Origin of the sequence: Shewanella sp. HL-SH2 (assembly GCF_051164935.1) — a bacterium.
Classification (GTDB): domain Bacteria; phylum Pseudomonadota; class Gammaproteobacteria; order Enterobacterales; family Shewanellaceae; genus Shewanella; species Shewanella glacialimarina.
The window spans coordinates 3,786,656-3,809,055 of the sequence record NZ_CP195035.1; the positions used below are offsets into that span (position 1 = coordinate 3,786,656).

At 41.4% G+C, this 22,400-nt stretch carries 20 protein-coding genes and 2 tRNA genes; 1 reads left to right on the plus strand and 21 read right to left on the minus strand.

Annotated elements, in window-relative coordinates:
• Positions 1 to 19 precede the first annotated feature (19 nt).
• The 11 genes from infB to rlmE form a co-directional block, all read right to left on the minus strand.
• On the minus strand, positions 20 to 2,665 hold the full coding sequence (infB, locus tag ACRWP9_RS16450) for a translation initiation factor IF-2 (RefSeq protein WP_434926889.1): 2,646 nt from the start codon (positions 2,663 to 2,665) through the stop codon (positions 20 to 22).
• Between the two features lie 25 nt (positions 2,666 to 2,690).
• Complete coding sequence (gene nusA / locus ACRWP9_RS16455; protein ID WP_434926890.1) at positions 2,691 to 4,190, minus strand: transcription termination factor NusA; 1,500 nt, start codon at positions 4,188 to 4,190, stop codon at positions 2,691 to 2,693.
• Positions 4,191 to 4,221: 31 nt separating this feature from the next.
• Positions 4,222 to 4,677: a ribosome maturation factor RimP gene (gene rimP, locus ACRWP9_RS16460; protein ID WP_434926891.1), complete on the minus strand. Its 456-nt coding sequence runs from the start codon at positions 4,675 to 4,677 to the stop codon at positions 4,222 to 4,224.
• Positions 4,678 to 4,836: 159 nt separating this feature from the next.
• Positions 4,837 to 4,913 (minus strand) — tRNA-Met (locus ACRWP9_RS16465).
• 83 nt (positions 4,914 to 4,996) lie between these two features.
• Positions 4,997 to 5,083 (minus strand) — tRNA-Leu (locus ACRWP9_RS16470).
• Positions 5,084 to 5,095: 12 nt separating this feature from the next.
• Entirely contained in the window at positions 5,096 to 5,431 is a 336-nt protein-coding gene (gene secG / locus ACRWP9_RS16475; RefSeq protein ID WP_434926892.1) for a preprotein translocase subunit SecG, read from the minus strand.
• Between the two features lie 4 nt (positions 5,432 to 5,435).
• Positions 5,436 to 6,218, minus strand: a complete 783-nt coding sequence (tpiA, locus tag ACRWP9_RS16480; protein WP_434926893.1) for a triose-phosphate isomerase — start codon at positions 6,216 to 6,218, stop codon at positions 5,436 to 5,438.
• 147 nt (positions 6,219 to 6,365) lie between these two features.
• Positions 6,366 to 7,703, minus strand: a complete 1,338-nt coding sequence (gene glmM / locus ACRWP9_RS16485) for a phosphoglucosamine mutase (RefSeq protein ID WP_434926894.1) — start codon at positions 7,701 to 7,703, stop codon at positions 6,366 to 6,368.
• A gap of 61 nt (positions 7,704 to 7,764) precedes the next feature.
• A complete protein-coding gene (folP, locus tag ACRWP9_RS16490; RefSeq protein WP_434926895.1) occupies positions 7,765 to 8,598 on the minus strand; it encodes a dihydropteroate synthase in 834 nt (277 codons plus the stop codon).
• Between the two features lie 76 nt (positions 8,599 to 8,674).
• Positions 8,675 to 10,642 (minus strand): ATP-dependent zinc metalloprotease FtsH, encoded by a 1,968-nt coding sequence (ftsH, locus tag ACRWP9_RS16495; protein WP_434926896.1) that lies wholly within the window; start codon positions 10,640 to 10,642, stop codon positions 8,675 to 8,677.
• Positions 10,643 to 10,688: 46 nt separating this feature from the next.
• Positions 10,689 to 11,318 carry a 23S rRNA (uridine(2552)-2'-O)-methyltransferase RlmE gene (gene rlmE, locus ACRWP9_RS16500; RefSeq protein ID WP_226413902.1) on the minus strand — a complete coding sequence of 210 codons (630 nt, stop codon included), beginning with the start codon at positions 11,316 to 11,318 and terminating at the stop codon, positions 10,689 to 10,691.
• Positions 11,319 to 11,408: 90 nt separating this feature from the next.
• Here rlmE and yhbY point away from each other — a divergent pair, with 90 nt between their 5' ends.
• Positions 11,409 to 11,708 (plus strand): ribosome assembly RNA-binding protein YhbY, encoded by a 300-nt coding sequence (gene yhbY, locus ACRWP9_RS16505; protein ID WP_434926897.1) that lies wholly within the window; start codon positions 11,409 to 11,411, stop codon positions 11,706 to 11,708.
• Positions 11,709 to 11,807: 99 nt separating this feature from the next.
• On the opposite strand, the gene greA is transcribed toward yhbY, so the two are convergent.
• From greA to ACRWP9_RS16555, 10 genes are all read right to left on the minus strand, one after another.
• Positions 11,808 to 12,284, minus strand: coding sequence for a transcription elongation factor GreA (gene greA / locus ACRWP9_RS16510; RefSeq protein ID WP_434926898.1), 477 nt, complete (start codon positions 12,282 to 12,284; stop codon positions 11,808 to 11,810).
• 274 nt (positions 12,285 to 12,558) lie between these two features.
• Positions 12,559 to 12,780, minus strand: coding sequence for a (Na+)-NQR maturation NqrM (gene nqrM / locus ACRWP9_RS16515; RefSeq protein WP_226413896.1), 222 nt, complete (start codon positions 12,778 to 12,780; stop codon positions 12,559 to 12,561).
• A gap of 25 nt (positions 12,781 to 12,805) precedes the next feature.
• Positions 12,806 to 13,819 (minus strand): FAD:protein FMN transferase, encoded by a 1,014-nt coding sequence (locus ACRWP9_RS16520; RefSeq protein WP_434929109.1) that lies wholly within the window; start codon positions 13,817 to 13,819, stop codon positions 12,806 to 12,808.
• 96 nt (positions 13,820 to 13,915) lie between these two features.
• On the minus strand, positions 13,916 to 15,163 hold the full coding sequence (gene nqrF, locus ACRWP9_RS16525; protein ID WP_235088546.1) for an NADH:ubiquinone reductase (Na(+)-transporting) subunit F: 1,248 nt from the start codon (positions 15,161 to 15,163) through the stop codon (positions 13,916 to 13,918).
• Between the two features lie 47 nt (positions 15,164 to 15,210).
• Positions 15,211 to 15,819, minus strand: a complete 609-nt coding sequence (nqrE, locus tag ACRWP9_RS16530) for an NADH:ubiquinone reductase (Na(+)-transporting) subunit E (RefSeq protein WP_226413892.1) — start codon at positions 15,817 to 15,819, stop codon at positions 15,211 to 15,213.
• 5 nt (positions 15,820 to 15,824) lie between these two features.
• Positions 15,825 to 16,457: an NADH:ubiquinone reductase (Na(+)-transporting) subunit D gene (locus ACRWP9_RS16535; protein ID WP_226413890.1), complete on the minus strand. Its 633-nt coding sequence runs from the start codon at positions 16,455 to 16,457 to the stop codon at positions 15,825 to 15,827.
• Positions 16,457 to 17,242 carry a Na(+)-translocating NADH-quinone reductase subunit C gene (locus tag ACRWP9_RS16540; protein WP_434926899.1) on the minus strand — a complete coding sequence of 262 codons (786 nt, stop codon included), beginning with the start codon at positions 17,240 to 17,242 and terminating at the stop codon, positions 16,457 to 16,459. Before ACRWP9_RS16540 ends, ACRWP9_RS16535 begins: the two co-directional genes overlap by 1 nt.
• On the minus strand, positions 17,235 to 18,434 hold the full coding sequence (locus tag ACRWP9_RS16545) for an NADH:ubiquinone reductase (Na(+)-transporting) subunit B (RefSeq protein WP_434926900.1): 1,200 nt from the start codon (positions 18,432 to 18,434) through the stop codon (positions 17,235 to 17,237). The genes ACRWP9_RS16540 and ACRWP9_RS16545 overlap by 8 nt, the downstream gene beginning before the upstream one ends.
• A complete protein-coding gene (locus ACRWP9_RS16550; RefSeq protein ID WP_434926901.1) occupies positions 18,434 to 19,768 on the minus strand; it encodes a Na(+)-translocating NADH-quinone reductase subunit A in 1,335 nt (444 codons plus the stop codon). Before ACRWP9_RS16550 ends, ACRWP9_RS16545 begins: the two co-directional genes overlap by 1 nt.
• Before the next feature lie 492 nt (positions 19,769 to 20,260).
• The gene (locus ACRWP9_RS16555) at positions 20,261 to 22,333 is read right to left on the minus strand and encodes a hypothetical protein (RefSeq protein ID WP_434926902.1); all 2,073 of its coding nucleotides are present in this window, start codon (positions 22,331 to 22,333) and stop codon (positions 20,261 to 20,263) included.
• Between the last annotated feature and the right edge of the window lie 67 nt (positions 22,334 to 22,400).

The following is a 22,400-nucleotide window of genomic DNA, read 5'->3' on the forward strand; positions in this document are numbered from 1 at the left end:
AATGCCGCCCTTTCACATGTTATAGCGTTCTAGCTACTTCGACGATTTCGAATACTTCGATTTGGTCGCCTACGCGAACATCGTTGTAATTCTTAACCCCGATACCACATTCCATGCCATTACGAACTTCAGCGGCATCATCTTTAAAGCGACGTAGAGACTCTAGCTCACCTTCGTAGATCACCACGTTGTCACGTAGTACACGAATTGGTGCACTGCGCTTAACAATACCTTCAGTAACCATACAGCCAGCAATTGCGCCTAACTTAGGAGACTTAAATACATCACGAACTTCAGCAAGACCAATGATCACTTGCTTGAACTCAGGCGCTAACATACCAGTCATTGCCGCTCTTACTTCATCAATTAAGTTATAGATGATGCTGTAATAACGTAAATCAACACTTTCAGCTTCAATTGTCTTACGCGCCTGTGCATCAGCACGAACGTTGAAGCCAACCATAATAGCATTAGACGCTGCAGCTAACGTTGCGTCAGTTTCAGTAAGGGCACCAACGCCACGAGCGATAATGTTAACTTTAACTTCAGCTGTTGATAGACCTGTTAATGAATCACAAATCGCTTCCAGAGAACCCTGTACGTCTGCTTTGAGAACGATATTCAATTCCTGAACTTCACCTTCTTCCATGTTAGCAAACATGTTTTCAAGTTTAGACTTCTGCTGACGAGCAAGCTTAACATCGCGGAACTTGCCTTGACGATAAAGTGCTACTTCACGTGCTTTGCGTTCATCACGTACAACGGTAGCTTCATCACCCGCTGATGGCACACCAGAAAGACCTAAAATCTCAACTGGAATTGAAGGGCCGGCTTCAGTGATTGAATTACCATTCTCATCTTTCATTGCACGGATTTTTCCGTACTCTAAACCACATAGAACGATATCGCCTTGACGTAAAGTACCTTCTTGAACCAATACAGTTGCGACAGGTCCACGGCCTTTATCAAGCTTAGACTCAATGACTACACCTGCGGCCATAGTGTCACGAACGGCTTTAAGTTCTAATACTTCAGACTGAAGTAAAATACCTTCTAATAGATCATCAACGCCTTCACCAGTCTTAGCTGAAAGATTGACGAACATATTATCTCCACCCCAATCATCTGACATTACGCCATGTTGAGATAGCTCGCTTTTAACACGTTCAGGATCAGCATCTGGCTTATCCATCTTGTTAATCGCAACGATTAATGGCACGTTACCGGCTTTAGCATGTTGGATAGCTTCGATTGTTTGTGGCATTACACCATCATCAGCAGCAACAACTAGAATAACGATATCAGTCGCTTTAGCACCACGGGCACGCATAGAGGTAAACGCAGCGTGACCAGGAGTATCTAAGAAGGTAATCATACCGTTCTCAGTTTCTACATGGTAAGCACCAATATGCTGGGTAATACCACCGGCTTCACCAGCTGCTACTTTAGCGCGACGGATATAATCAAGTAATGACGTTTTACCATGGTCAACGTGACCCATGATGGTCACAACTGGCGCACGCGTTTCTAACTTAACGTTATCATCACGATCTTGCATTACTTGATGTTCTAGTTCGTTTTCACGAAGTAGAACCACTTTATGGCCCATTTCTTCTGCCACTAACTGCGCAGTTTCTTGGTCAAGTACTTGGTTAATGGTAACCATAGTACCCATTTTCATCATTTGCTTAATGATTTCAGTTGCTTTAACTGCCATCAAATGAGCTAATTCAGAAACTGTAACCGTTTCGCCAATACGCACATCACGAGTCACTGCGGCAACAGGCTTGTTAAAGCCATGAGCCATGGACTGTGGTGCTGTATTGCGACGCATATGTCTTTCACGACCGTCACGTGCATCTTTACCACCGCGTTTCTTACTGGTGTTTTTGTTGCGAGCACGACGACCACGTTTTTCATCATCCATATCAGAACTATCTTCAGCAGCTCGCGCTACTTTAGATGTCGTTACATGGTGATCACCATTCTTTTCAGCTTCTAGGCGTAGACGCTCTTCATCAGCCCAGCGCTTAGAATTTTCTTCAGCCAATTTACGCGCCTTTTCAGCAGCTTTGTCGGCTTCTTCAATTTGCTTTTGCGTCAGAACTTTCTCCTGAGTCGCTTTAATGCGTTCAGCTTCTTCCTTTGCTGCTTGAGCTGCTGGGTCTAAAGGCTTATCAGCTTTAGGCTCAACTTTTGGTGCCTTGGCAGCTTTAGCTTTAGCTTCAGCGTCTTTAGCCACTTTAGCTTTTGCATCTGCATCAGCTTTAGCCTTTGCTTCAACTTTAGCTTTTTCATCTGCAGCCGCTTTAAGCTTAGCTTCTTCAGCTTTAGCTTGTTCTTCAGCAGCTAGTTTAGCTACATCGGCGTCATCACGTTTAACAAAAGTACGTTTTTTACGCACTTCAACTTTAACGTCTTTTGACTGACCACCAGAACCAGACACACTTAACGTAGATACGGTTTTACGTTGCAATGTCATTTTTGTTGGTGCAGATTCGCCACCATGTTGCTTCTTCAAAAAATCTAATAACTGCTGTTTCTCATTTTCAGAAACGGTGTCAGCTTTTGTCTTTTTAATGCCGGCTTCGTTAAATTGTTCAACTAAACGATCAACCGTTTTGCCCACTTCTTGAGCTAATTTTTCTAAACTTGTATCTGCCATCAAATAAATCCCCCTGTTGATCGACTTATGCTTCTTCGCCAAACCAACAGATATTGCGGGCTGCCATGATGAGCTCACCTGCTTTTTCTTCTGTCAATTCTTCTATTTCGATTAAATCATCGATACCTTGCTCAGCAAGGTCTTCTAATGTAACAACACCTTTACTTGCTAATACGAAGGCAAGATGTCTTTCTAAACCGTCAAGCGCTAATAAGTCTTCACTTGGATGTGCACCATCTAATGCTTCTTCTGAAGCTAATGCACGCGTAGAAATCGCTGCTTTAGCGCGTTCACGCAAAGAAGCAACGATATCTTCGTCAAATCCGTTAATATTAAGTAATTCTGCTTCTGGTACGTAAGCGATCTCTTCTAATGAAGTGAAACCTTCTTCCGCTAGAACTGTTGCAAAATCTTCGTCTACTTCTAAAGTAGCCATAAATAATTCAACCACTTTTGCGCTTTCCGCTTGGTGTTTCTTATTCATGTCTTCTACTGTCATTACGTTTAATTCCCAACCAGTTAGTTGAGTCGCTAAACGTACGTTTTGGCCGTTACGACCAATTGCTTGTGCCAGACTGTCAGCTTCAACGGCGATATCCATTGAATGGTTATCCTCGTCAACAATAATTGAAGCAACATCAGCTGGTGCCATCGCATTGATGACATATTGTGCTGGATTATCATCCCACAACACGATATCAACACGCTCACCACATAATTCATTCGATACAGCTTGAACACGTGCACCGCGCATACCAACACAAGCACCTATTGGATCTATGCGTTTATCGTTTGACTTTACGGCTATCTTAGCGCGAGCACCTGGCTCACGGGCAGCACCCATAACTTCAATTAACTCATCATAAATTTCAGGCACTTCAACACGGAAAAGCTCAATAAGCATTTCAGGCTTACTGCGAGTTAAAAATAACTGAGCGCCACGTGCTTCTGGGCGAACTGCATAAAGTAATGCACGAACGCGATCACCTGGGCGGAATGATTCACGGCTAATTAAGTCTTCTTTAAATATCACGCCATCAGCGTTATTACCTAAATCAACAACCACGTTTTCACGGGTGCTTTTCTTAACAACACCAGTAACAATCTCGCCTTCACGCTCAATAAACTGTTCAACAACTTGAGCACGCTCAGCTTCACGTACTTTTTGTACGATAACCTGTTTTGCGGTTTGAGTTGTTATACGGTCAAATACTACTGAATCGATCTCATCTTCGACATAATCGCCAGGTTGAAGATCAGGGTTCTCATAGCGTGCAGCTTCAAGGGTAATTTCGCTATATGGGTTTTCTAACGGCTCACCTTGATCATCGATAACCATCCAACGACGGAAAGTGTCGTAGTGTCCGGTTTTACGATCAATAGCAACACGAACTTCAATATCACCTTCGTATTTTTTCTTGGTTGCTGTTGCAAGGGCAGTTTCTAACGCTTCAAAAATTTTCTCACGCGGAACCGCTTTCTCATTTGAAACCGCTTCTGCTACTAGCAGGATCTCTTTATTCATTTGGTCTAGCCTCGTTCTTCACCTGAAACTATTAAAATTTTGCGATGATGTTGCCTTTGCGGATATTATCCAAAGCAACAACCAAGTCTTTTCCATCTACTGTTATTGTGAGCATTTGCCCGTCAACTTTAGCAATGGCGCCTTTTAAATTTCGACTACCCGATACCGGCATAGTCAATTGTACTTTTGCATCTTCGCCTACATAGGCTGCATATTGCTGAGCAGTAAATAAAGGTCTATCTACACCCGGAGAAGATACTTCAAGGGTAAATTCTGTAGAGATAGGGTCTTCAACATCAAGTACCGCACCCACTTGTCGGCTCACTTCGGCACAGTTTTCAATATGGATGCCATTTTCATGATCTATAAATATGCGTACTATTGAGTGTTTACCAGCTTGGACATATTCAATGCCCCAAAGCTTAAAACCAAGTGCTTCAACTGGTACCGTTAACATATCTACCAGTCTTGATTCTAATGTTGCCAAAAATGACCCCCAAAAAACAAAAAAAGGGCAAAAGCCCCTGTATAATCCGCCTTAAAATCACGGAAAATCAAAAGTCCATATAACAAAAAACCCCGTAAATACGAGGCTATTTTGCTATAGAACCTGTATCTGTTATCGAAATATCCAATAACAGGGAGCTGGTTGCGGGAGCCGGATTTGAACCGACGACCTTCGGGTTATGAGCCCGACGAGCTACCAAACTGCTCCATCCCGCGTCAACTGCATGCAAGTATATTGACTTACGTCTAATCTTGCAATAACTATTCAGTAATACAAGGCTAACTGAACAATTTTTAACTGGTGCCGAGAGCGGGACTTGAACCCGCACGTCCGTTAAGACACAGCCACCTCAAGGCTGCGCGTCTACCAATTCCACCACCTCGGCTAATTTGGTACTTTAATCAGGGATTTTATCTTCTGATTGTTGTTCAACTACTGGCGCTTCATCAATGATTTGCTCAGTGGCTGGACCTATATCGCTCCAATTATCTCCAGCTTTACTGTGATTGGCACTAAGATTGCCAATTACTAAGCTTAAAGCGAAAAATGCGATAGCTAAAACTGCTGTGCTGCGAGTCAGAAAGTTACCTGAACCGCTAGAACCAAATAACGTACCAGACGCTCCGGCTCCAAATGATGCGCCCATATCGGCGCCTTTACCTTGCTGAATAAGAATTAAACCTACTAGGCCAATTGCTACCACCATGTAAACAACTATAAGTACTTCGTACATATTATTATGCGCTCATTGCTATGGAACATAAACTTAGGAATTCGGACGAATTTAAGCTAGCTCCGCCAATCAATCCACCATCAACATCAGGTTGGGCAAAAATATCTGCCGCATTACTTGGCGTGACACTTCCACCGTATAAAATTCTGATATTTTCTCCAATAAATGGAGATACTTCAGAGAGGCGACTGCGAATAAACGCATGAACTTCTTGTGCCTGCTCTGGAGTTGCGCTCTTACCTGTACCTACAGCCCATAAAGGTTCGTAGGCGATAATCGCATTGTCAAAAGCCATAGTGCCATTTTTCTCAATGACTATATCCAACTCTTCAGCAATAACTTCAAAAGTACGTCTTGCTTCTCGTGCTGGGCCTGACTCTCCTACACATAATATAGGCGTCAAACCATGTTTTTGAGCTGCGGCAAACTTTTCTGCCACTATATTACTCGTTTCACCGTACATACGGCGACGTTCGGAGTGACCGATAATTACGTATCGACATCCTGAATCTTTTAGCATCTGCCCGGATATTTCGCCGGTATACGCGCCGAAGTCATGTTGACTAAGATTTTGCGCGCCCATTCTAACAAGTGCCCCATCTAGGGTTTGCTTGTTTGACTCAAGCAGTTGCCTAACACTTTCAAGATAAATTGAAGGCGGGCATAAAACCACTTCAGCTGAATCATTTTGGAGCTTTGCTGCAAACTTTTTAAATAACTCTTGGGCTAATGCCGAATTGCCATTCATTTTCCAGTTGCCAGCTACCATAGGACGTCTGAGTGCCATCACTGTCTCCTTTGAAAGCGGCGTGAATAATAGCGAACCACTTATCAAGTTACAATAGGTAATAGATGAATATTTACAATAAGCTGTCGAAGTGGTTACTTTTTACCCCAGCAACAGCTTAATTAAATATTTATGATTTATTTCTGACTAACAGGACATTTTTACCGCTTCGGCAATTCTATTTGCAAAGGCTAGCACTTGATCATGCTCTTCGCCTTCTACCATCACGCGAATAAGCGGTTCTGTACCAGACTTTCTTAATAATACTCTGCCTCGAGCACCAAGTTGTTGCTCAACATAGGCTTGTGCCGATTTAACTGCATCAGAATCAAGTGGATTATTAATGCCTTCAAATCTTACATTAACTAGCACTTGCGGTAGCATCTTCATCGCTTCGGTAAGCGACTCAAGGGAAGCATTCTGCCTACGCATCGCTGCCAATACTAAAATACCTGCAATAATACCGTCGCCTGTAGTGCCATGATCTAAGTTAAGAATATGACCTGAATTTTCACCGCCGATACGCCACTCATGCTTTTTCAGCAGTTCCATCACATAACGGTCGCCAACATTAGAGCGAACAAAAGGAATATTCAACTCTTGTAAGGCTAAATCAAGCCCTAGGTTGGACATTAAAGTGCCAACAACCCCACCTTTTAATACACCACGCTTTTGTGCATCGACAGCTAATATGTATAAAATTTGATCGCCATCAATCACTTCACCATGTCGATTAACCATCATAATACGATCGCCATCACCATCTAACGCGATACCTAAATCTGCGTTCTCAGCGAGTACGGTTTCGCAAATTTTAGCCATTGCGGTTGCGCCAACTTTATCATTGATATTTAACCCATCAGGTTTATCACCAATAGCAACCACTTCAGCACCTAACTCTCTAAATACACTCGGTGCGATGTGATAAGTAGCACCATGGGCACAATCCACTACAATTTTTAGCCCTGTAAGCGTATGCTCTGCAGGGAAATTCCCTTTACAATACTCAATGTAACGCCCTGCTGCATCATCGATACGGCGTGCCTTACCAAGCAAATGTGATTCAACACATACCAGTGGCTTTTCAAGTTCGGCTTCAATTTCAAGTTCAATAGCATCATCTAGCTTACTGCCATCGGTTGAAAAGAACTTAATACCATTGTCATAATAAGGATTATGCGATGCACTGATCACAACCCCGGCTTCTGCTCTAAATGTTCTGGTTAAATATGCCACCGCAGGTGTCGGCATAGGCCCAAGCAGTAACACATTCAAACCTGCTGCAGATAAGCCCGCTTCGAGTGCTGATTCAAATAAGTAACCTGAAATACGAGTGTCTTTACCGATAATCACTTTTTTAGTACCACTGCGTGAAAGCACTCGTCCAGCTGCCCAGCCTAGTTTTAATGCTAACTCAGGTGTCATCTTGCCTGAACCGACCTTTCCACGAATGCCATCAGTTCCAAAAAATTGTCTTTGTTTCACATATCCCCACTTAAGTGAATTCACTCAGTTTGTTGTAATTAATTTATTATCAGCGGCTAACTTAAATATTCGCCATGGTAGCCGACATGACTTTCAGTACATCGACGGTTTCGGGAACGTCATGTACACGTATAATTTGAGCTCCTTGCTGCGCAGCAATTAACGCGCCGGCAAGACTGCCGGCCAAGCGCTCAGACGTTGGCCTTGCTAATAAATCACCAATCATGCTTTTTCGAGACAAACCAATTAATATTGGTAAGTGAAATTGATGTAGCAGCGGCAATGTCGCTAATAAGCGGTAATTATGCGCTAAAGTTTTACCAAAGCCAAAGCCTGGATCTAATATTATCTTGCTTCTTGTGATCCCTGCAGCCTCACAAGCTAGAATGCGTTGCTCAAAAAAAGCACTTACCTCAGAGATAACATCTCCATATTCTGGTGAGTCTTGCATTGTTTTAGGTTCACCTTGCATGTGCATCAAACAAACTGGCACTTTTAAAGTTGCTGCCATCTCAATTGCACCAGGGAGCTGTAAAGCTCTAACATCATTAATTAAATTGGCACCCGCTGCTACAGCTTGCTGCATAACCTCAGGTTTACTGGTATCAATGGAGATCCAAACATCATGTTTATCAGCAATATATTTGATTAGAGGTAATACTCTTGCAAGTTCTTGTTCAACAGTAACCTCAGAGGCACCTGGACGGGTCGATTCACCACCGACATCAATAATGCTAGCACCTTGCTCGATAATATAATCAACATGTTTGCAGGCATGTTCAAATAAATTGAATTCTCCACCATCGGAAAAGGAATCAGGTGTTACGTTAACAATCCCCATTACAACAGGTTGAGCTAAATCTAACTGTTTATTACCATGTGATAATTTAAACATTTCTGGTTACCTATAATTACCCATCAGCTAAAACAAAAAAGCCCCTTGCGGGGCTTTTTTAACTTACACCACGTAATTACTTAACGGGCGACTCATCAGGCTTTAAATCATCTTTCTTAGCATTATCTTCCGATTCAGTTGTCACATTTTCAACTTTATCATCATCTTTTGCTTCAGGTTTACCATCACCTTTATCATCAGAAGAGTCATCAACTTGCCAATCAGCTGGTTGACGAACTTCACGACGGTTCATCAAATCATCAATTTGCAATGAATCAATGGTTTCATACTTCATCAATGCATCTTTCATGGAGTGTAAAATATCCATGTTTTCAGTCAGCATTGTTTGCGCTCGTTGATAATTTTTATCAATAAATGCTTTAATTTCAGAATCAATAAGCGAAGCGGTATCAGCAGACATAGCTTTTGATTTGCCCATGCTACGACCTAAAAACACTTCATTATCTTCTTCAGCGTAAAGTAAAGGACCTAATTTGTCTGAAAATCCCCACTGAGTCACCATATTACGCGCTATAGAAGTAGCGTATTTGATATCTTGTGATGCACCAGTTGACACTTTATCACTACCATAGATCAACTCTTCAGCTAATCGACCACCATAAGCCACAGAAATTTGTGACTCTAGTTTTAGACGACTTTGACTAACGGCATCAGCTAATGGCAGGAAGAAGGTCACACCTAATGCACGTCCACGTGGGATAATAGTCACTTTGTGCACAGGATCATGCTCAGGTACTAAACAACCTACGATGGCGTGGCCAGCTTCATGATAAGCTGTCATTTCTTTTTCAGATTCTGACATCACCATAGAACGGCGTTCTGCGCCCATCATAATTTTATCTTTGGCCCGTTCAAACTCTTCCATGCTAACCATGCGGCGATTACCACGTGCAGCAAATAATGCAGCTTCGTTAACTAAGTTAGCGAGATCAGCACCAGAAAATCCAGGTGTACCACGGGCAATAACACTTGCTTTAACATCTTCAGACAAAGGCACTTTGCGCATGTGTACTTTTAAAATTTGTTCACGGCCACGAACATCAGGCAATCCAACCACGACTTGTCTGTCAAAACGACCAGGACGAAGTAACGCAGAGTCTAAAACGTCAGGGCGGTTAGTTGCAGCAATAACGATGACGCCTTCATTACCTTCAAAACCATCCATCTCAACCAGCATTTGGTTTAAGGTTTGTTCACGTTCATCATGACCACCACCTACACCGGCGCCGCGTTGGCGACCTACTGCATCGATTTCATCGATAAAGATGATACAAGGTGAAGATTTTTTTGCTTGTTCGAACATATCACGCACACGAGATGCACCAACACCAACAAACATCTCAACAAAATCAGATCCTGATATAGTAAAGAATGGCACCTTAGACTCACCGGCAATAGCCTTGGCTAATAGGGTCTTACCTGTACCAGGTTGACCAACCATTAACACGCCAGTTGGAATACGGCCGCCTAGCTTTTGGAACTTGGTTGGATCACGTAAATAATCAACCAGCTCTTTAACTTCTTCTTTTGCTTCATCACAACCTGCAACATCAGCAAAAGTGGTCTTAATTTGGTCTTCACTCATCAGTTTGGCTTTACTCTTACCAAACGACATTGCACCTTTACCGCCACCACCTTGCATTTGACGCATGAAGAAAATCCACACACCGATAAGCAGTAGCATTGGGAACCATGAAATGAATATTTGGGTTAAGAAGCCTGATTCTTCAGCTTCTTGACCTTTCATCGAGATACCTCTGCGATCAAGATCATTTATTAAATCTTGGTCATACATAGGCATAATCGTGGTGAACTTATCTCCTGAAGATCTTGTTCCCTCAATAGTACGCTGATCGCTTTTAATCTCAACAGTCTTAATCTGTCCATCTCGGACATTATCAAGAAAAGCGGAATAGTCCATCTTCTGCGAATTCGAAGAAGTGGGGGAATAACCCTGAAATACTGACATCAACACAACAGCGATGACGACCCAGAGTATTAAATTTTTTGCCATGTCACTCAAATTATTAGACCTCTATTACAGTCTTGCGATAATGGATATTAGACTACTACAACTTGTAACCAGTCGCCACTAAATAGACTTCTCTAGAGCGGGCCCTAGATGAGTCTGGTTTACGGGTTTTTACTACTTTGAAAACTTGTTTAACCGACTTCATATAATCGTCAAAACCCTCCCCCTGAAAGACTTTGACGGCAAAGCAGCCGTTTGGAGCCAATACTTGCCTACACATGTCTAATGCCAATTCAACTAAATACATTGCTCTAGGTTGATCAACAACATCTGCACCGCTCATATTTGGTGCCATATCTGATAATACCACATCCACTTTAGCTTCACCTACACGGTCAAGCAAAGCTTCGAGTACTTTTTCTTCTCTAAAATCCCCTTGCAAGAAATCGACTCCGACAATGGGATCCATAGGTAAAATATCACAGGCGATGACTTTACCCCTTTCTCCAGCTAACTTAACCGCAACTTGAGACCAACCTCCAGGAGCTGCACCTAAGTCTACTACAGTCATACCTGACTTAATCAAGTGATCTTTTTGCTGAATTTCTTCTAGTTTAAAAGCAGCGCGCGAGCGCATTCCACGTTTTTGAGCCAATTTAACATAATGATCATCAAAGTGTTCTAGCATCCAGCGATTAGAGCTGGCTGTACGTTTTTTAGCTGACATTGAAATTCCGCAACGATTGAGAGTTACATAAAGACTATATAAGGGTAGAATAGCCGCTTTTCAACAGTAACTCAGTAAAAGTTGGTATAAATGAATTTAACAACCAAACAAAAGCAGCATCTAAAAGGCTTGGCGCACAATTTAAAGCCCGTTGTGATGCTTGGTGCCAATGGTTTGACTGAAGGTGTTCTGGCTGAAATTGATAGCGCACTTAGTTATCATGAATTGATCAAAGTAAAAGTTGCCTCTTCTGATAGAGAACTTAAAAATGCCATCGTTGACGCCATTGTTCGTGAAACACAGTCTACGAAAGTGCAAACTATCGGTCATATTTTAGTTATCTTCCGTCAATCTGCAGAAATGAAAATTGCCATTCCAAAAGTAAAATAATTACTGTCAATGAATCAACGAGTTCATTAACTTAAGTTATAACAATTTGACATAAAAAAACCACTGCCTTGGCAGTGGTTTTTTTATTATCTGTAAAAATTAGATATATTTAACTGATAAAATTTCGTAATCAGTTATTCCACCAGGAGTGGCAATACCGACTTCATCACCTTCGTTTTTACCAATAAGTCCACGAGCAATTGGGGAGTTAACAGATATCAAATTCAATTTGATATCTGCTTCATCATCACCAACTATTCGATAAGTCATTTCAGCATCGGTATTGATATTGAGAATGCTGACAGTAGTACCAAAGATAACTCTGCCAGTATTCTCTATTTTAGTGACATCAATAATCTGTACATTAGACAGTTTGCCTTCAATATCACGAATACGGGCTTCACATATACCCTGATCTTCACGTGCTGCATGATATTCTGCATTTTCTTTTAAATCACCAAGCTCACGCGCCGAAGCAATTGCTTCTGTAATTTTAGGGCGTCGATCAAACTTTAAGATGTCTAATTCTTTGCGTAATTGATCAGCACCAACAACGGTCATTGGAACTTTATTCATGTTAAGTGATCTCCATAAAACAAAAGCATCCCGTGCCGATAAAATATCGACACAATAATAATCGTTTGGAATGACTTACTTTAAAACCTACAAGTAATACGACAGGGATGTTACATAGATAATGGGCAACAGCTTACCTAAGCTTTTACTGACTTGCTAGTCAGATAGCTAAAAATGCTGCTAAAGACGATAAATTTCAGCGTCATCATATAAAAACAGCCCACTTTCTTGTGCGCTGTTATATGTACAACTTTATTAACTCTAATCAAATAAGTTAGATGATTCTGTTTTGCGCTAACTTCTCGAGGCGTTCTTCTTCTGCCATTCGACGTTTACGTTTGTCACAGGGGTCATCGCAGTCACAGGCTTTTTCGATGCCTAACACTCCTAAGCCACCACAACTTCCTTCCACTGCTTTTTTCTTAATGATATAGCCAATAGACATCAATAAGAAAAAAACTAATAACACCACAAACGCAGCAATAAATGTGCTCATTTCGGACTCCAGTTTAATGGATGGATCAATCAAGATAAGGCTTAAAGGCCTCACTATAAAAGACCTGATACCCTTGTTCCTGCTTTTCAATCAGCATTATTGCTAAATTTTGCTCTTTGGCAAGTGCTAATGATGCCTCTGTGCCTAATACCATCATTGCTGTAGCATAACCATCTGCTGTCATTGAACTTTTGTGCAGCACAGTGGCTGAGGCTAATTTATGCTTAATTGGATAACCAGTACGGGGATCGATTAAATGCGTAAAACGTTCACCGTTTTCTTCATAATAAATACGATAGTCACCTGATGTTGCTAGGGCCATTGTATCAAGTTCTATCACTTGCTGAACTTCTTGCCCGTCTTCTGCAGGCTTTTCAATTGCGACACGCCAAGGCGTGCCGTCAAATTTAGTCCCTTGGGTACTAATTTCGCCACCAATTTCAACTAAATAACCTTCTATTTGATACTTGTCTAATAAAGATGCCACTTTATCAACACCAAAGCCTTTAGCTATTGAGGATAGATCAACATATAAATCGGCATTATGTTTAACTAGCTTGGAGCCTTCAATAGTTAACTCATTGATCCCTGTCTTTGCTTTAGCATCGCTTATGGCTTGAGCAGTTGGAATAGATGTAGGACGTTTGTCTGGACCAAATCCCCATAAGTTAACCAGCGGCCCAAGAGTAATATCTAAAGCACCGTCGGTTATCTCGTTCAAACGGATCCCCTCTTTTACAACCAAAAGAGTATCGGGTGAGACATCGACGCCTTGTCTAATTTGTAACTGATTAAAACGAGATAACTCTGAGTTCGGACGATAGGTAGACATTTGATTATTAACGGTCTCAAGGGCCATATCTATTTCTGTTTGTAACAATTGTGCTTGTGGCAAATGCTCGTTAGTAACCAAAGTAATATGATATGTGGTGCCCATTGTTCGCCCTTCCAACTTAATGGTTGTCTCAGGCTGTGTACAGGCTGTAATTGTGCAAGCTATCAGGATGAGCAGGAATGATTTAATTGATGTCGCCATAATGAACTATCCCATAAAACAAAAAATTGCAGTAGCTGATGCATACTGCAATCTATAAAAAATTAAGGTGCTAAATTTAGCACCTTAACTTAATTGATATTAACCGCCGAAGTCATCTAATAAGATGTTTTCGTCTTCAACACCTAAATCTTTTAACATGCCTATAACTGCTGCGTTCATCATTGGAGGTCCACACATGTAGAACTCACAATCTTCTGGTGCATCATGATCACGCAGATAGTTTTCATACAATACGTTATGAATAAAACCTGTGTAACCAGTCCAATTATCTTCTGCCTGAGGATCAGACAAAGCAACATGCCATTTGAAGTTATCATTTTCAGCTGCAAGGCCGTCAAAATCTTCTACATAGAACATTTCACGTTTTGACCGCGCACCGTACCAAAAACTGATCTTACGTTTCGAGTTTAAGCGTTTAAGCTGGTCGAAGATATGAGAACGCATTGGCGCCATACCTGCTCCACCACCAATAAAGACCATTTCAGCATCCGTATCTTTAGCGAAAAACTCACCAAAAGGACCAGAAATAGTGACTTTATCACCCGCTTTCAAGCTCCAAATGTAAGAAGACATTTTGCCACAAGGTAAGGTCAGATTACGTGGCGGTGGCGTAGCAATACGCACGTTCAACATAATAATACCAAACTCTTCTGGATAGTTAGCCATTGAGTATGCACGAATTGTTTCTTCGTCTACTTTTGACTCTAACTTGAAGAAGCCAAAATGCTCCCAGTCGCCACGATATTGTTCAGGCACTTCAAACTCAGCATATTTAACATGATGAGCAGGTGCTTCAATTTGAATATAACCGCCGGCACGGAATGGAACTGTTTCACCATCAGGAATTTGAAGCTTCAGTTCTTTAATGAAAGTGGCTTTATTATCGTTAGAGATAACTGCACATTCCCATTTTTTAATACCAAAGATTTCTTCGTCTAATTCAATGTCCATGTCACTTTTTACGTTGACCTGACATGACAAACGACAACCTTGGCGAGCTTCGCCTTTACTGATGTGATCAAGTTCTGTTGGCAAAATATCACCGCCACCAGATTTAATCATCACGCGACATTGACCACATGAGCCACCGCCACCACATGCACTTGATACGAAAATACCATTATTGGCTAAGGCACCCAGTAGCTTACCACCGGCACCTGTTTTAATTGCCTTGTCTGCATCACCATTGATACTAATGGTGATATCACCGCTAGCAACCAGCTTCGACTTAGCGAATAAAATCACTAATACCAAAACTAGTACGATAACAGTAAACATACTCACACCTAGATAAACATCTATTGGAGTAGATTCAAGAATACCCATTCACTTATTCCTTAAAGGTTCAAATTAATACTTCGTCTCAGTATTTCTTACAAAGAAACACCAGAGAACGACATGAAACCCAAAGCCATAAGACCTGCAGTAACAAAGGTAATACCTAAGCCACGTAAGCCATTTGGCACATCAGAATACTTCATTTTCTCACGGATACCCGCTAACAATACAATTGCTAACGCCCAACCGATACCAGAGCCGATACCAAACACTACGCTTTCGCCTAGGTTATAATCACGCTCTACCATAAATGATACTGCACCGAAAATTGCACAGTTAACAGTAATCAATGGTAAGAAAATACCCAATGCATTGTATAAAGGTGGAAAGTATTTATCTAATGCCATTTCCAAAATTTGTACAAGCGCTGCAATCACACCGATGAAGGTAATGAACTTCAAGAAGCTTAAATCAGCTTCCGGTATACCAGCCCAAGCTAAAGCACCAGGAGCAAGTAAACCTTGATAAATAATTTGGTTAGCAGGTACAGAAATAGCCAGTACCACGATAACTGCAACACCTAGGCCCATCGCAGTAGTCACTTTCTTAGACACAGCTAAAAAAGTACACATACCTAAGAAGAACGCCAGCGCCATATTTTCAATGAAAACGGAGCGAATTAATAAACTAATATAATGTTCCATTGCGTTTACCCTTTTGCTTCTACTTGCTCTGGCTTATAAGTACGGATCAACCAGATAAAACCGCCGATCAAGAAGAACGCACTTGGTGGAAGCAGTAATAAACCGTTAGGTTGATACCAACCACCGTCAGAGATTTTACTGAGGATTTCTACGCCGAATAATGAACCATTACCAAATAATTCACGGAAAAAACCAACAGACAATAAAATAACACCGTAGCCTAATCCGTTACCGATACCATCCATAAAACTCATCATCGGAGGCGTTTTCATTGCATAAGCTTCAGCACGACCCATTACAATACAGTTAGTAATAATCAAACCTACGAATACTGATAACTGTTTAGAAATAGCATAAGCATAAGCTTGTAGTACCTGGTCAACCACAATTACCAATGAGGCAATAATGGTCATCTGTACAATAATACGCACACTGCTTGGAATGTGATTACGAATAAGCGAAATAAACAGGTTAGAAAACGCTGTTACCGCTGTTAATGCAATCGTCATTACCAGTGCAGTTTCAAGCTTTGTGGTAACAGCAAGGGCACTACATACACCCAATATTTGCAAGGCAATTGGGTTATTATTGATAATCGGTCCAGTCAGAACCTGTTTAAGTTCTTTAACGTCAGCCATTAGCTTAACCCTCCGTTGCGTGCTTTAGCGATAAAGCTTGCAAAGCCTTCTTTACCTAACCAAAACTGCAATGAATGTTGTACACCGTTACTGGTTAATGTTGCACCAGAAAGTGCATCAACACCGTAAACAGTGCTCGCCACTGCAGGGTTTTTAGTTACACTGATCGCAAAGTTACCTTGCTCATCAAATAACTGTTTGCCGTTCCACAAGGCTTTCCATTTTGGATTTTCAACTTCACCGCCTAAACCCGGAGTTTCAGCTTGGTCGTAATAAACTAAGCCTTGAATCGTGTTTAAGTCAGCTTCTAATGCTAAGAACGCATACATGGTTGACCATAAGCCGTAACCGTGAACAGGTAAAATAACACTGGTTAATTTACCATCATCATCACGAACCAAATACACTACCGCTTTATCGGCAACGCGCTTGATCGAGGCAATGTCATTTTCAGGAATTGATGAAGTACTTAGATCACGTGATGCTTTACGTTGATCATAAGCATTAGCGTCACCTTCGACAAACTCACCGGTTTTCAGGTCGACTAAACGCGCTTCAACATATTGATTATATTTGCTAAGAATATCTGCTTTAGTGACCTTACCTTCTTTAGTATTAATAAGGCTTGCCGCTTCAAGTATATACTTTTGCTTATCAAGTAACTTGTTCTCTTGCTGAATAGGTTTTAATACCACAGCAGCGGTAGAAACAAGCACTGAGCAGATAAGACATAAGCCGACAACAACAAATAGCGTTCTACCGAACGAATCTTTATTACTAGCCACGTGCGATCCTCCGTTTGATATTTGCTTGCACGACGAAGTGGTCAAATAATGGGGCAAATAAGTTGGCAAACAAAATAGCCAACATCATACCTTCAGGGAATGCAGGGTTAATCACACGGATAAACACTACCATCGCACCGATTAACAGACCGTAGGCCCACTTTGCAGAATTGGTAAATGAAGCTGATACAGGATCAGTCGCCATAAACATCATACCGAAAGCAAATCCACCTAACACTAAGTGCCAATACCAAGGCATTGCGAACATAGGGTTAGTATCGCTACCAATTACGTTTAATAATGTTGCAATAGCAGCCATACCTATGAAAACACCACCAACGATTCTCCATGAAGCGATGCGAGCATAAATAATGACTAAACCACCCAGCAAAATAGCAAAGGTAGAAACTTCACCCATCGAGCCAGGAATGAAACCCATAAAGGAATCAATCCATTTTGCATTGTTAGCATAATCAAATGTGCCTTGTGCAGCCAAGCTTAGTGATGTTGCGCCAGAATAACCATCGGCAACAACCCAAGTCGTGTCACCAGACATACTTAAGGGGTAAGCAAAGAACAAGAATGCACGACCCGCTAACGCAGGGTTAAGGAAGTTACGGCCTGTACCGCCAAAGATTTCTTTAGCAACCACAACACCGAATGTAATTCCCAACGCCACCATCCATAAAGGAATCGTTGCAGGTAAAGTTAGTGCGAATAGCACTGAAGTCACGAAGAAACCTTCGTTTACTTCATGGCCACGGACTGAAGCGAATAATACTTCCCAGAAACCACCAACAGCGAAAGTCACCGCGTAGATGGGTAAGAAGAAGCACGCGCCATACCACATCAATGATGTGATCCCAGAGTCAGCGGTCAACTGAGCACCAAATAACTCAAACAAGCCAACTTGCCAAACATCTGGAGTACCAAAGCCAGCAACTAATGCCACTTGCGCTTGAAGACCCACGTTGTACATACCAAAAAACATAGCTGGAAATGTACACGCCCAAACCGTAATCATAATACGCTTTAGATCGATGTTATCACGAACATGGGTTCTACCCTTGTTCACTTTACCTGGAGTATAAAATACCGTGGCAGCCGCTTCATAAAGCGCATACCACTTCTCGTATTTGCCGCCCTTTTCAAATTGCGGTTCAATACGTTCGATAAAATCTTTCAAGCCCATTAGCCTTCCCTCTCGATCGTATCTAAGCAGTCACGTAGATATGAAGCATAGTCATATTTACCTGGACATACGAAAGTACATAACGCCAAATCTTCTTCATCCAACTCAAGAGCACCCAGTCTCACAGCGCCATCATAATCACCCGACACTAAGTCACGTAATAACATGGTAGGAAGAATATCAAGTGGCATTACCCGCTCATAGTTTCCAATTGGCACCATAGCGCGGTCTGAACCACCAGTGCTAGTTGTCATTGGAAATAAGCGAGAAGGACTTAAGTGACCTAAAAATGCACGAGTGACTGAGAATTTATCCGCCCCAGGCATAGCCCAGCCGAATAACTCTTTCTCGTAACCTTCTTCAAGTAAGCTAACTTGCGTGTGGTAGCGACCTAAGTATGCATGAGGCCCGATTGCTAAGCGGCCGTTTAATACTGAGCCAGAAACGACGCGAACTTTGCCTTCATCAACTTCATTTGTCGTTAACTCAGTAATGCTTGCGCCTACTTGAGTACGAACTAAACGAGGCTGTTTTGCTTTAGGACCGGCAATGGCAATAACACGCTCAGTATTTAAAGTGCCCTGAGTGAATAATTGGCCAATAGCAATAACATCTTGATAGCCCACATGCCAAACACTTCGCGTAGCTGAAGCTGGAAGAATGTTATGTATGTGTGTACCAACAAGCCCCGCAGGGTGCTTCCCGCCAAACTCAGCCACTTGGGCATTTGCTGAAGGAATATCCGCACCAGGTGCTTTACATAAATACACTTTACCTTCAGTTAAACGTGCAAGCACCTTTAAACCATTGGCAAAATCATCTTTATATTCGGCAATGACTACCACAGGATCTGCAGCAAGAGGTTGTGTATCGATAGCAGTGACAAAAATGCCTTGTGTAGCAGCATCAACTGCAGGCACTTTGCTAAATGGGCGCACACGCAATGCCGTCCACAAACCTGATTCAATCAGATTATCACGAACAACTTGCGAGTCTAACGAGTCTAATGAGCCAGCATCATATTTATTGAACGCAACACAATCGTTACCTTCAACTTCAATGACAACAGACTGAAGTACACGTTTAGCACCTCGGTTAATTTCGGAAATAGTACCACTGGCTAAAGCCGTATATTTAACGCCTAAATTCTTCTTATCTTCAAAAAGAACCTGGCCTTTTTGTACTTTATCGCCCACTTTAATCTTCATCGTTGGACGTAAGCCAATATACTCTTCACCCAAAGTAGCTACGTATCTAATGGCTGGGCCATTATGGATAACTTGCTCTGGTCTACCTGTTATAGGTAGTTCCAATCCTTTCTTAATTGTAATCATATCCACAAGCACTACGTTTGAAGGAAAGACAATGCGCCACGTTCCGCTACAAAAACAATGTGTTAAAAAACACCTCATTCTGGAGCTAGCGCAGGTTTAACACGGAAATGCGATCATAATCACGCTGGTCGCGCGCATTTTACCCCATATATAAGACTATCGCCACGAAAATAATAGGTGTTTTCAAACCAATGCACCAATTTAGTCTTCTAATATAGTACAAAGCGACTGGCGATTATTTATTAGGTCTAAAGCGCATATTTTGTTCCATGCAAACTAAAATATAGCATTAATTTTAAAAGTAATATTTTTGATTAATATTTTTAAAATAGGAAGGATTAGAAATAAAGCCCATGCTATTTCAGCATGAGCTTTACACTATCTTTAAAGATGAAATGATTATTTATCAACCAGAACACTGCCCAGCGGATAATTAGCCAACTAACCTATAATAAGCAGGCTAGTTGACAGGTGTAAAATTTACAATCTGAATTAGAATTTACCTTGATAACCAATGTAGGTTGTCATTTCACTTTGAGATAACATTCCCATCTGATAATTTTTAGCGATTAACTCTTCATCTAACACATTCTCTATGCGGACATAGACATTGTGCGCTTGAGTCATTTGATAATGCGCTGCTAAATCAATTTTAAGTTGCGAGTCAATACCATAATTCCCTAAGGTAAACACGCTGCCAGTTTCTGATTGATACAAGCCATTGGCAAAAATACTAAACTTGCCCATAACCAGACCAATACTGGCGCTAACTTGTTGCTCTGGCACCCAAGGCAATTGTTGGCCATCAGCATAACAACCAACAACGGCATCACAGCTAGACTGACCAAATTCAGCTTGGGTATAGCTATAATCTAACGCCATTGGAATAGAGAAACTGTTAAAGTCCATTTTGTAGTCAATCGTTAAATCTACACCTGCAACAGAGACATCTTGTAAATTAACCTGTAATGCTTCTTGCAAAGGAACACAATTAACACCCAATTTACAGGTCATATGCTGATTGTCAAAGTCATGCATATAAGTCGATAAACCGACATTGAAATTTTCTTGTTGATAATGTAATGCCAGTTGATATTGTAATGCCTCTTGTGCTAGTTGCTCGGCATTACCAGCACCAGCAGCGGTCCAGGCTTGTTTAGCACTTAATGCTAATAGCCAGGCATCCTTGTTATAAGCAAGTTCAACAGAAGGTAACCAGCCATCATTAGAAAAGTCAGCCGCGGTTAATAAATCTGCATTATCACCTAACTCACGCGTCACGCTCACACTTTCATAACCTAAGCCGAAATTTACTGACCAGGCATCATAGTTCAGCTTGGTATTAACCGACGTAGTAAATGCATCTGCATCATCCGTATAATCACCAATACCATATTGCACATCCAGTGCATTGAGGCCTAAATTTTCACTTAATAAGTAATCTATTTTAGCCACTTTCATTTCAGCTTTATCACTATGATAACGTGCTTGATAGGTTACTTCATGAGCGCCATAAAGGCTGACACCCTTCGTCTGCACACCAAAACCATCAAAATCGTTATTGGCAACCACTGCACTTGTGGGTAAGCCTTCGGAGGTAGGATTGGTTTCAAAATCCGATAATACCTGTAACAACTGACGGTTAATTATTTCGTCATTGATTGTTAACGTATTATGGCCACGTTGAGCAAAGCTTTGATAATAAAAGTCTGTCGACATAATCGACTGACCTGATAAATTAACTTGATGCGCTAGGGCATATCGTTGACGCTTACCTTGATCAAAATCCAACGCTGTCGCTGCATAGCGATTATCAGCCGATGTAGTAAAATCTGCGAGGGTTAATCCAATATCACTATTATCAAGTGTAGTATCAGTAAAATGATAACTGAACTCTGTTTTTTGTGGATTTCTAGCACCGACTAGGCTATCAGCATTAATTTTAAACAGGATATCTGTTGCTTGATGTTTATTATCTATACTGCTGTTAAGCCCTACATCTGTTTCATCTTTTTGGTAATCAACGCCCAATAACATGCCATATTGCTTAGTTTTGCCACTAACAATTAAGCCCCCTGCAGGCGATCCATCTTGATCGGCTTCAATATTAATAATCGCATCAGTTTCACGCTCACTGATTTTGGCCGTCAGATAATTAAGTTGCCCAAAAGCGCCCTGCCCACCTGAGTTTACATTGGTGTGCTTGTTGGTTGAGACTGCCGATTGGAGAAATAAGTTCGGTTGAGAAACAAGGTTTTGGCCAGAATAAGGCGACGCAGAATAAAAAATATTATCTTGTAATATTGCAACGCCATTGGTTGCACCACGAATTGAAATCGCATTCTGCGCATGTTCAACATTGGGAAGGACCGTTACACCAGCTTTGGCCAATACATTGGCCGATTGGCGATAATGAAATATTGACACTCCATCTTGTTGTAAATCAATACGGGAGTTTTTATCTTCAATAGACTCCGTTACTGTGCTTGCTACACTTGGAAAACTGCCAAGCATTAATAATACTGCTGAGGCCACCATTGAAACGCTAAAAGAGCGATCAGACATATCAATCTCCGTATTCTATCTTGTCTTATAAAATGCACTGTTAATGCTATATACAATAACGGTTTAA